At 71.5% G+C, this 9148-nt stretch carries 12 protein-coding genes and 1 pseudogene; 6 read left to right on the top strand and 7 right to left on the bottom strand.

All coding sequences use genetic code 11. From position 1 onward, the window contains the following. The 3 genes from ACFQ4O_RS12090 to ACFQ4O_RS12080 form a co-directional block, all read right to left on the bottom strand. The coding region (locus ACFQ4O_RS12090) for a hypothetical protein (protein WP_378775945.1) at positions 1–224 on the bottom strand (224 nt) is incomplete at its 3' end. 79 nt (positions 225–303) lie between these two features. Continuing rightward, positions 304–768, bottom strand: coding sequence for a response regulator (locus tag ACFQ4O_RS12085; RefSeq protein ID WP_378775944.1), 465 nt, complete (start codon positions 766–768; stop codon positions 304–306). A 90-nt stretch (positions 769–858) separates the two neighbouring features. Beyond that, on the bottom strand, positions 859–1767 hold the full coding sequence (locus ACFQ4O_RS12080) for an HpcH/HpaI aldolase/citrate lyase family protein (protein WP_378775943.1): 909 nt from the start codon (positions 1765–1767) through the stop codon (positions 859–861). 254 nt (positions 1768–2021) lie between these two features. Here ACFQ4O_RS12080 and ykgO point away from each other — a divergent pair, with 254 nt between their 5' ends. The 3 genes from ykgO (at position 2022) to ACFQ4O_RS12065 (ending at position 3825) form a co-directional block, all read left to right on the top strand. After that, positions 2022–2147, top strand: coding sequence for a type B 50S ribosomal protein L36 (ykgO, locus tag ACFQ4O_RS12075; protein ID WP_020186918.1), 126 nt, complete (start codon positions 2022–2024; stop codon positions 2145–2147). Positions 2148–2225: 78 nt separating this feature from the next. After that, on the top strand, positions 2226–2888 hold the full coding sequence (locus ACFQ4O_RS12070; RefSeq protein ID WP_378775942.1) for a tetratricopeptide repeat protein: 663 nt from the start codon (positions 2226–2228) through the stop codon (positions 2886–2888). Positions 2889–2907: 19 nt separating this feature from the next. After that, positions 2908–3825 carry an alpha/beta fold hydrolase gene (locus ACFQ4O_RS12065; RefSeq protein WP_378775941.1) on the top strand — a complete coding sequence of 306 codons (918 nt, stop codon included), beginning with the start codon at positions 2908–2910 and terminating at the stop codon, positions 3823–3825. Positions 3826–3883: 58 nt separating this feature from the next. On the opposite strand, the gene pyk is transcribed toward ACFQ4O_RS12065, so the two are convergent. From pyk to ACFQ4O_RS12050, 3 genes are read right to left on the bottom strand one after another with little or no spacing between them, the layout of a single operon-like run. Next, on the bottom strand, positions 3884–5323 hold the full coding sequence (gene pyk / locus ACFQ4O_RS12060; RefSeq protein ID WP_378775940.1) for a pyruvate kinase: 1440 nt from the start codon (positions 5321–5323) through the stop codon (positions 3884–3886). Next, the gene (locus tag ACFQ4O_RS12055) at positions 5320–5841 is read right to left on the bottom strand and encodes a DUF1036 domain-containing protein (protein WP_378775939.1); all 522 of its coding nucleotides are present in this window, start codon (positions 5839–5841) and stop codon (positions 5320–5322) included. The genes pyk and ACFQ4O_RS12055 overlap by 4 nt, the downstream gene beginning before the upstream one ends. Before the next feature lie 48 nt (positions 5842–5889). Then, on the bottom strand, positions 5890–7188 hold the full coding sequence (locus ACFQ4O_RS12050) for a glycerate kinase type-2 family protein (RefSeq protein WP_378775938.1): 1299 nt from the start codon (positions 7186–7188) through the stop codon (positions 5890–5892). A gap of 111 nt (positions 7189–7299) precedes the next feature. Here ACFQ4O_RS12050 and ACFQ4O_RS12045 point away from each other — a divergent pair, with 111 nt between their 5' ends. The 3 genes from ACFQ4O_RS12045 (at position 7300) to ACFQ4O_RS12035 (ending at position 8806) form a co-directional block, all read left to right on the top strand. Beyond that, positions 7300–8127 carry an N-formylglutamate amidohydrolase gene (locus tag ACFQ4O_RS12045; RefSeq protein ID WP_378775937.1) on the top strand — a complete coding sequence of 276 codons (828 nt, stop codon included), beginning with the start codon at positions 7300–7302 and terminating at the stop codon, positions 8125–8127. Then, positions 8124–8477 (top strand): DUF1244 domain-containing protein, encoded by a 354-nt coding sequence (locus ACFQ4O_RS12040; protein ID WP_378775936.1) that lies wholly within the window; start codon positions 8124–8126, stop codon positions 8475–8477. The genes ACFQ4O_RS12045 and ACFQ4O_RS12040 overlap by 4 nt, the downstream gene beginning before the upstream one ends. Positions 8478–8548: 71 nt before the next feature. Further along, positions 8549–8806 carry a DUF2312 domain-containing protein gene (locus ACFQ4O_RS12035; RefSeq protein WP_378775935.1) on the top strand — a complete coding sequence of 86 codons (258 nt, stop codon included), beginning with the start codon at positions 8549–8551 and terminating at the stop codon, positions 8804–8806. 107 nt (positions 8807–8913) lie between these two features. Here ACFQ4O_RS12035 and ACFQ4O_RS12030 read toward each other — a convergent pair. After that, positions 8914–9148, bottom strand: a pseudogene (locus tag ACFQ4O_RS12030) (DUF882 domain-containing protein); the annotation flags it as partial.

The raw sequence follows: 9148 nt of genomic DNA, 5'->3' as shown, positions 1-9148 counted from the left end.
CGCCGGCGCGCGGGCGGCTGCGCCGGGGCCGCCGGTTCGCTCGGCGCGTCGACGTCCAGCAGTGCAAGCGCCAGGATGGTGTAGACCCCGACCAGCACGCCGAAAGTGGCGAGCGGCGGCAGCGTCGGCGTGGTCTTGATCAGCACGAGGCCGACCGCGCAGAAGGCCACCGCCAGCAGCAGCGCCAGTCCAACGGCGACCTTGGGGCCTGACATTCGCAGCATCCGCGCCGCTCCGAGCCGGGAGACGCGACGAGGCTGACACGAAGGCGCGCGTGTGGCGAATCACCCTTTCGGGGGTTTTTTAAAGCGCGAGCCCGCCGCGCCGGGCGAGGCGGCTCGCCGCCGCCGGCCGCGGCCGTTCCGGCCAGAACGGCGAGGGCGTGAAGCCGGCGGGCGCGGGGCCGCCGGGCTCGCCGTTCAGCCGCGCGGCCATGTAGGCCAGCGTGGCCTCGATCTGGACGTCGGTGTAGGGCTTGTCGATCAGGCCGCAGGCGCCGGCGAAGTTGGCCGGCACCATGCCGCGGTTCGCGGTGGTGAAGATGGCGGCGGCGCCCTCGGCGTTGGCGGCGCGCACCACCTCGACCCCGGTCCAGCCGTCGAGCAGATGCACGTCCACGAAGGCGAGATCGACCCGCGTCGCCTGCAGCAGCGCCACCGCGCTGATCTGGTCGGCGGCGAGACCGACGAGCTCATGGCCGGCGCGGGTGACGATGGGGCCGAGCGTGCCGGCGATCACCATGTCGTCTTCGACGATCAGAACGCGCATCGCAATCCGTGGCCCCGAGCCGTGTTCCCCGACCGAGGGCATAGACCGATTGCTCCCTGCGCGCCAGCGCGCAGGGCCTCGCTTCCGGCGTCAGCCGTCCCGGGCGGAGATGGCCTCGTGCCACGCCACCGCGCGGCGGGCCATGCCGATGTGCTGCCGCTCATACATGCGGCCGTCCACCTTGATGGCGCCCTTGCGCTCGTTCTCCGGCAGGTCGAACGCGTCGATGACCTTGCGGGAGCGGGCGACTTCCTCGGCGGTCGGCGCGAACGAGGTGTTGGCGGGCTCGATCTGGTTCGGATGGATGATGGTCTTGCCGTCGAAGCCCAGATCGCGGGACTGGCGGCACTCGGCGCGGCAGCCGTCCACGTCCTCGATGTCGTTGAACACGCCGTCGAGAATCGTCAGCCCTTCGGCGCGGGCGGCGGCCAGCGCGAACATGATCCAGGGCAGCATGGGCACGCGGCCGGGCACGATCTGCGCCCAGGTGTCCTTGGCGAGATCGTTGGTGCCGAGCACGAGGCAGGTGAGCCGCGCCTCCGGCATCACCCGCGACGCGGCGGCGATCTCCTTGATGTTCAGAATCGAGGCGGGGGTCTCGATCATCGCCCAGATCTTGATGCTCTCCGGCGCGTCCAGCGCCTCCAGCCGGTTGGCGATGCTCTCCAGCACGGCCGGCGACGACACTTTCGGCATCAGGATGGCGTCGGGCGCGGCCTCGATCGCGGCCTTCAGGTCCTGCTCGCCCCAGGGCGTCTGCGGGGCGTTGACCCGGATGATGAGCTCCCGTGCGCCGTAGCCGCCGCTTTTCACCGCGGCGCACACCTGCTCGCGGGCCAGCTCCTTGGCGTCGGGGGCGACCGCGTCCTCGAGGTCGAGGATCAGCGCGTCGGCCGGAAGGGTCTTGGCCTTGTCCAGCGCGCGCTGGTTTGAACCGGGCATGTAAAGCACGCTGCGGCGAAGGCGGAGATCGGTTTGGGCGCGTCTCGGCTCGGTCATGGCTCTGCTGTCCATTGTGCGCTGCGACACGGGTGATAGAGCACAGGCCCGCGCCCGGCGCCACGATGCTAAAGGACAAGGCCGGGGCGGATGACCGCCTTGCAAAATCCGCCCGTTCCGACTAAAAGCCGGCCGAACCGTCGGATCGTGATCGCGCGGACGTTTGTCCGTTTGGTCCGCGCCGGGCCGACTGCCACCAACACGAGATCGACGCAAGGCGCCGCGCGAGCGGCCGGCGTCTTGAGGACGAGACCATGAAGATCCGCAACTCGCTGAAGTCCCTGCGCAACCGCCACCGCGACAACCGCATCGTGCGTCGCAAGGGCCGCGTCTACATCATCAACAAGACCCAGAAGCGCTACAAGGCCCGCCAGGGCTGAGGCCCGCGCGGACGCCCCTCGGGCGTCCGGCCGTCTGCGTTTTGACCTTTTCATGGCCCGGGGCGTAAGCTTCGGGCCATGATGCGTTTGGCCCCCGGCGTGGCGCTCGCCGCCGTGCTGTTCTCCGCGGCGCCCGCGGGCGCCCAGCCGGCGCCGCCGCCGGATCGCGGGCCGGAAGGCCTGACGCCGATTCTCCCCGGCCCCGCCCCCAAAGCGTCTCCGCCCGAAACCACCGGCCCCATCCCCGCGCCGGAGGCCCATGGCAAGGCCGCGGACGAGCTGCTGAAGCGGCTGGCGGAGGCGAAGGATCCGGCGGTCGCTCGCCGCATCGCCGGCGCGGTGCAGGCGCTGTGGGCCCGCTCCGGCAGCGACACCGCCGACCTGCTCGTCTCCCGCGCGGGCGAGGCCCAGCGCAAGGCGCGGCTTCCCATGGCGATCACGCTGATGGATCAGGTGATCGCCCTGAAGCCGGACTACGCGGACGGCTGGAGCCGGCGCGCCGCCCTGCGCTACCAGTCCCGGGACTACGACCGTGCCATGCTGGACCTGCACGAGACCCTGTCCCGCGAGCCGCGCCAGTTCATGGCCTGGCTGACGCTCGGGCGCATCCTGAAGGACAACGGGCTGAACAAGCCGGCGCTCGGGGCCTTCCGCAAGGCGCTGGCGCTCTACCCGACCATCGAGGGCCTCGACAAGGAGGTCGACGAGCTGGCGCTCGAGGTGGAAGGGCGGCCGATCTGACGGCTCCGGCGTGACGTCGATGACCGCGATCGCCGACCTCCCGGATGAGGCGCGCGCGTCCGCGCCGGCGCGCGAGGAGCGTCGCGCTCCTGTCGCCGGCGGCGCCCTCAACGTGGTGATCCTGAACCCGCCCGGAGGCGGGGAGGGGCTCGCCACGCTGCTGCTGCTGCATGGCGCCAGCGGCAATCTCAGAGATCTGGAGATGTCGATCGGCGGGCCGCTCGCCGCCCGCCGTCGCGTGGTGCTGGTGGACCGGCCGGGCCATGGCGGCAGCGACCGGCTGGGTGGACGGGAGATGGCGGGGCTGGCGGCCCAGAGCGAGGCGGTGATGGCGGCGCTCGATGCGGTCGGCGTGGGGCGAGTGGTGGCGGTCGGCCATTCCTGGTCCGGCGGCCTCGCCGCGCGGCTCGCGCTCGACCATGGGGACCGGGTGTCCGGTCTGGTGACGCTCGCGGGCGCGACCCATCCGTGGCCGGGAGGCGTTGCGCTCTACACCCGTCTCGCCGCGGCGCCTCTTGTGGGGCCTCTGTTCTCGACCCTGATCGCGCCGCCGGTCGGCGCGCTGCTGTTCCGGGCCGCGGTCGCCTCCACCTTCGCGCCAAAGCCCATGCCGGCGGACTATCTGGCGCTGGCCCGCTCCCGCACCATCCTGCGGCCGAAGGAATTCCGCGCCAACGCGCAGGACCTCGCGGACCTGAAGGCCAGTCTCGCGGAGCAGGTCGGGCGCTACGGCGCGATCCGCGCGCCGACGCTGGCGATGACCGCGGACGAGGACCACATCGTCGAGCCGGACCTCCACTCCGCGGCCTTCGTCCGGGCCGTGCCGGGCGCGCGGCTGGCCGTCCTCAAGGGCGCCGGGCACATGCCGCACTGGACGGAGACGGCCCGCGTCGTGGCCGGGATCGAGGCGCTGGCCGGCGAGGTGGAGCGGGCATGAAAAAGCCCGCCGGAATACGCTGGCGGGCTTTTTCGATCTCGCATAAAGGCGTGGCGGATCAGTCGCGCTTCAGATGGTCGCCGCCCACATAGGCGATGCGCAGCATGTTGGTCGCGCCCGGCTGCCGCAGCGGCACGCCGGCGGAGATGATGACGCGGTCAGCCTCGGTCGCCAGCCCCTGATCGAGCGCGATGTCGCAGGCGCGGTTCACGATGTCGTCCAGATCGTGCGCGTCGTGGGTCAGCACCGAATGCACGCCCCACACCAGCGCCAGCCGGCGGCTGGTGGGAAGGCTCGGCGTCAGCGCGATGATCGGCTGCTTCGGCCGCTCGCGGGCGGCGCGGCGGGCGGTGGTGCCGTAGGCCGTCCAGCAGATGATCGACGCGAGGTCGAGCGTCTCGGCGATCTGGCGCGCGGCGGCGGAGATGGCGTCGGCCCCGGTCGCTTCCGGCTCGGCGCGCTGGGCGTCGATGATGGAGCGGTAATAGGGGTCGTGCTCCACGTTGAGCGCGATGGAGTTCATCATCGCCACCGCCTCGACCGGATAGGCGCCGGCGGCGCTTTCGGCGGAGAGCATGATGGCGTCGGCGCCCTCGAACACCGCCGTCGCCACGTCCGAGACTTCGGCGCGGGTCGGGGTCGGCTGGGTGATCATGGACTCCAGCATCTGGGTCGCGATGATCACCGGCTTGCCGGCCTTGCGGCAGGCGCGGGTCATCTGCTTCTGCAGGCCCGGCACCACCTCGAGCGGCATCTCGACGCCGAGGTCGCCGCGGGCGACCATGACCGAGTCCGACAGGTCCACGATCTCCTGAAGCCGGGTCATCGCCTGCGGCTTCTCGATCTTGGTCATCACCCCGGCGCGGCCCTGGATGATGTCCTTGGCCTCGGTGATGTCCTCGGGGCGCTGCACGAAGGACAGCGCGATCCAGTCGACGCTGTCGGTGGCGAGCGCCGCCTCCAGGTCCGAATGGTCCTTCGGCGTCATGGCCGAGGTCTTGATCAGCGTGTCCGGCAGGCTGACGCCCTTGCGGTCCGACAGCCGGCCGCCGACGATCACGTCCGCGACGGTGGCGGTCGGGGTGCAGGCGCGCGCGACCAGACGGATCTTGCCGTCGTCGAGCAGCAGGGTGTGGCCCGGCTCCAGCGCCTCCAGAATCTCCGGATGGGGCAGGTGCACGCGGGTCTCGTCGCCCGGCGTCGGGTCGGCGTCGAGCGTGAAGGTCGCGCCCTGCTTCAGCAGGGCGGCGCCGTCCGTGAAGCGGCCGACGCGCAGCTTCGGGCCCTGAAGATCGATCAGGATGCCGATCGGCCGCGCGACCTCGTCTTCGACGTCGCGGATGGTCTGCACCAGCTCGCGCATGCGCTCATGGCTGGTGTGGCTCATGTTGATGCGGAACACGTCCGCGCCGGCGCGGAACAGCTTCTCGACCATTTCGGGGGTCGAGGACGAGGGGCCCAGCGTGGCGAGGACCTTGACGCGACGCAGACGCCTCATTGGACCGCCGCGCCCGGCTCGATGCCCGCGGCGCGGGGGGCGGGCGTCGGCTGCGGGCTCGCAGGCTGCGCCGCCTTCGCGGTCGGTTCGGTCAACTGCACCGTCCAGCTCCCTTGCTCACCGGTGTCGATCTCGAAGAAGCCGGAGCGGTCGTAGCCGCGCGCCAGACAGTCCTCGATGCCCCGGATCGTGAATTCCTTGTCGCGCGTGCACATGTACGCCTTGCCGTTCCACTCGCCGCCGCGGTCGTAGTCGATCGCGTAGACGTAGTAGAAGCGCGAAGACAGCGCGCCGCGCAGGATGGTCTCGCAGGAGTTGGCGGCGACGTTCCACCAGCCCTCGGTCGACCAGGTGTCTTTCTCTTTGTAGCCGATCGAGACGCCGATGCGGCTGTTGGTCTTGTTGCAAAGCCGGAAGTCGGCCTTGGCCGCGCCGGACGCGGCCGTGAAGCCGGCCGCCGTCAGCGCGAGGAGGAGAAGGCGCGCGGCGCGCGCAAAGGAAACGATCCGAATCGTCATTCTGCGTTAACGCTCCCCACGGTCGCGTCAGCGCGCTTTTTGATGCCGTCAGTCTGGTATGTCAACGAGCACGATGCGGAGATCGTTGACGTTCGTGCAGGTCGGTCCGGTGTAGAGACCATCGCCCGTCGCCTCGAAGAATCCCGTGCTGTCGTTCTCCGCGAGGAAGTAGGCGGGATCGAGACCCTTGGCCCGGGCGCGCTCCAGGGTCGCAGGATCGACCACGGCGCCGGCCGGGTCCTCCGGCGAGCCGCCGCCGCCGTCCGCGCCGTCGGTGTCGCCCGCGAGCGCCGCCCAGTTCGCGACGCCGCCGAGCTCGTTCACCAGCGACAGCGCGTATTCCTGGTTCGGGCCGCCGCGGCCGTTGCGGCCCTTGATGGTGACGGTGAGTTCGCCGCCGGAGATCAGCGCCACGGGGCGCGTCAGGCCGCCGAGCCCGCGGGCGATGGCGGCGTGCTCGGCCGCGACCTCGCGCGCCTCGCCCTCGATGTCGGCGCCCACCACGCGCACCTCGACGCCCGCCTCCTCCAGCGTGCGGATGGCGGCGGCGAGCGCGTCGGCCGGGCGCGACACCACGAGGAAGCTCGTGTTCGCGAACACCGGATCGTCCGCCTTCGGGCTCTCGTTCGCCGGGTTCGAAAGCGCCGCGGCCACGTCCGGATGGGGCTCGACGTTGAAGCGCGTCAGCGCGTCGCGGGCGTCCTGAAGCGTGGTCGGGTCCGGCACGGTGGGGCCGGAGGCGATCACGGACGGATCGTCGCGGGGCACGTCGGAAATGGCGAGCGCGAACACCGGGGCCGGATGGGCCGCGCGGGCGAGGCGGCCGCCCTTGATCTTGGACAGGTGCTTGCGCACCGCGTTGATGGCGTCGATCGGCGCGCCGGAGCGCAGCAGCGCCTTGGTGGTGGCCTGCTTCACCGCGAGGTCGAGCCCGTCCACCGGCGCGACCCAGTTGGCGGAGCCGCCGCCGGTGATGAGCGCCAGCACCAGATCGTCCGGGCCGGCCTGCTCGGCGAGCGCGATCGTGTCGGCGGCGCCCTGAAGGCCCGCGGCGTCCGGCACCGGATGGCCGGCCTCCACCACCTTGATCCACTGGGTCGGCCGGGCGTGGCCGTGGCGGGTGACGGCGAGGCCCGTCAGCCGGTCCGGCCCGAGGCCGTGGGTCTCGCGGTAGAAGGTCTCGGCGATCTCGGCGCAGGCGCCGCCGCCCTTGCCGGCCGCGAGCACGATGACCCGGCCCTTGGGCGGCGCCGGCAGATGGGCCGGCAGGCACACGGCGGGGTGGGCCGCGGCGACGCCGGCGTCGAAGGCGCGGCGAAGGAGCGAGCGGCGCTCGTCAGGGGTCATGGTCGAGGCTCCACTGGCGCCGCGCGGGAACGCGACGAAACTGCCGAGAGGTGCGGCCGGGCGCTCTTCCTATGGCATCGCCGACCGCGCGTCACTACAGTCGCTTAGACCATGACCTGCGACCCATTTTCGCCCGCGACGAAAGACGAATACGTTCCCGTGGAGACGGTTCCCGGCGCGCCGGACGCGGCGCTGCTGCTGCTGTGCGACCACGCGTCGAACCGCGTTCCGCCTGAACTGGGCGATCTCGGCCTGCCGCCGTCCGAGTTCGAGCGCCACATCGCCTATGACATCGGCATGCGCGGCGTGACGCTGGCGCTGGCGGAGCGGCTGAACGCGCCCGCGACGCTCTCCACCACGTCGCGGCTCGTCATCGACCCCAACCGCGGCGAGGACGACCCGACGCTGCTGATGCGCCTGTCCGACGGGGCGGTGGTGCCCGGCAACGCCCGCGCCGGCGCGCTGGAGAAGCGGCGGCGGATCGAGCGCTACCACCGGCCCTATCACGACGCGGTCTCGGCCCGGCTCGACGCCATGGTGGACGCGGGGCTGACCCCGGCGGTGATCGCGCTCCACAGCTTCACGCCCGCCTGGAAGGGCGTGGCGCGGCCGTGGCACATCGGGCTGCTGTGGGACCGGGACGACCGGATCGCGGCGCCGCTGCTCGCCGCGCTGCGCGCCGAGGGCGATCTGGTGGTCGGCGACAACGAGCCTTATGACGGCGCCCTGAAGGGCGACACCATGCACCGGCACGGCACCCGCCGGGGCTTCCCCCATGTGCTGGTGGAGATCCGCCAGGATCTGGTGGCCGACGCCGCGGGGCAGGAGGCCTGGGCCGACCGGCTCGCCCGCCTGCTGCCGCCGATCCTCGCGCGCCCCGAGATCGGCCACATCGCCCATTACGGCTCGCGCACCGATGTCCGGAGACAGACCCCATGACCGCTGAATCCACCGCTGAATCCACCGCCGTTCCCGCCCCGCTTGATCTGCCCGGCCTCGACGAGGCCGAGCGCACGGCGCTCGAGGCGGCGGCCTTCCGCCGGCTGGTGAACCATCTGCGCGCCCGGCCGGACGTGCAGAACATCGACCTGATGAACCTCGCCAATTTCTGCCGCAACTGCCTGTCGAACTGGTTGAAGGAGGCAGCCGACGCCGAAGGGCTCGCCCTGTCCAAGGAGGACGCGCGGACCGCGGTTTACGGCGTGCCCTACGAGGAGTGGAAGGCGAAGCACCAGACCGAGGCGACGCCCGAGCAGCAGGCCGCCTTCGCCGCGCGGCGCCAGCATTGAGGGCCCGGCGCGCTTGACGCGCCCGCGGGGTTTTGCGAACCCCACGCCTCGACATTCCATGGAGAGCAACGTTGAACACCGTCAATCCGGACGAGGTCGCCAAGGATCAGCTGACCGCCTTCGTCGAGCGCATCGAGCGGCTTGAGGAAGAGAAGAAGGGCATCAGCGACGACATCAAGGAGGTCTACGCCGAGGCCAAGGGCAACGGTTTCGACGTCAAGGTGCTGCGCAAGGTGATTTCGCTGCGCAAGCAGGACGCCGACGAGCGCGCCGAGCAGGAGGCGATTCTCGACCTCTATCTGCAGGCGCTGGGCATGCCCACCGGCTGATCGCGCCGCCTCTCGGGCGACGACGACGAAAAAGCCCCGGACCATGTGGTCCGGGGCTTTTCTTTTGGTTCGATGCTCAGGCGTTCGGACGCCTTGGGGCCTGCGGATCAGCCGCGGCGGTCTCCGAGGCTGGCGGTGTCGCCAGGCTGCGCCGTGAAGGACTGGGTGCGCAGCAGCATCACCGAGGAGCCGGAGAAGCGGCCGGGCTTCGCGCCGTAGCTCGGATCGACGCCGAAGCCGCCGGCCAGAGCCGCGGCCGGCGCGGCGATGAGGCCCGCGGACGACGGCTGCGGGTGGCGCATGGTCTGGTCCCAGGCGGCGGGCGTCGGCTTGGCGGCGGCG

Origin of the sequence: Methylopila musalis, assembly GCF_042679725.1 — a bacterium.
Classification (GTDB): domain Bacteria; phylum Pseudomonadota; class Alphaproteobacteria; order Rhizobiales; family Methylopilaceae; genus Methylopila; species Methylopila musalis.
The sequence above is the reverse complement of the archived record's forward strand: the minus strand, read 5'-3'. Positions and strand labels throughout refer to the sequence as shown.

What these genes read in the sequence shown, in the direction of transcription:
- ACFQ4O_RS12055 (WP_378775939.1), bottom strand. Translation starts at nt 5,841, where the DNA reads ATGACGATTCGGATCGTTTCCTTTGCGCGCGCCGCGCGCCTTCTCCTC.
- ACFQ4O_RS12045 (WP_378775937.1), top strand. Translation starts at nt 7,300, where the DNA reads ATGACCTGCGACCCATTTTCGCCCGCGACGAAAGACGAATACGTTCCC.
- ACFQ4O_RS12080 (WP_378775943.1), bottom strand. Translation starts at nt 1,767, where the DNA reads ATGACCGAGCCGAGACGCGCCCAAACCGATCTCCGCCTTCGCCGCAGC.
- pyk (WP_378775940.1), bottom strand. Translation starts at nt 5,323, where the DNA reads ATGAGGCGTCTGCGTCGCGTCAAGGTCCTCGCCACGCTGGGCCCCTCG.
- ACFQ4O_RS12040 (WP_378775936.1), top strand. Translation starts at nt 8,124, where the DNA reads ATGACCGCTGAATCCACCGCTGAATCCACCGCCGTTCCCGCCCCGCTT.
- ACFQ4O_RS12065 (WP_378775941.1), top strand. Translation starts at nt 2,908, where the DNA reads ATGACCGCGATCGCCGACCTCCCGGATGAGGCGCGCGCGTCCGCGCCG.
- ACFQ4O_RS12050 (WP_378775938.1), bottom strand. Translation starts at nt 7,188, where the DNA reads ATGACCCCTGACGAGCGCCGCTCGCTCCTTCGCCGCGCCTTCGACGCC.
- ykgO (WP_020186918.1), top strand. Translation starts at nt 2,022, where the DNA reads ATGAAGATCCGCAACTCGCTGAAGTCCCTGCGCAACCGCCACCGCGAC.
- ACFQ4O_RS12070 (WP_378775942.1), top strand. Translation starts at nt 2,226, where the DNA reads ATGATGCGTTTGGCCCCCGGCGTGGCGCTCGCCGCCGTGCTGTTCTCC.
- ACFQ4O_RS12085 (WP_378775944.1), bottom strand. Translation starts at nt 768, where the DNA reads ATGCGCGTTCTGATCGTCGAAGACGACATGGTGATCGCCGGCACGCTC.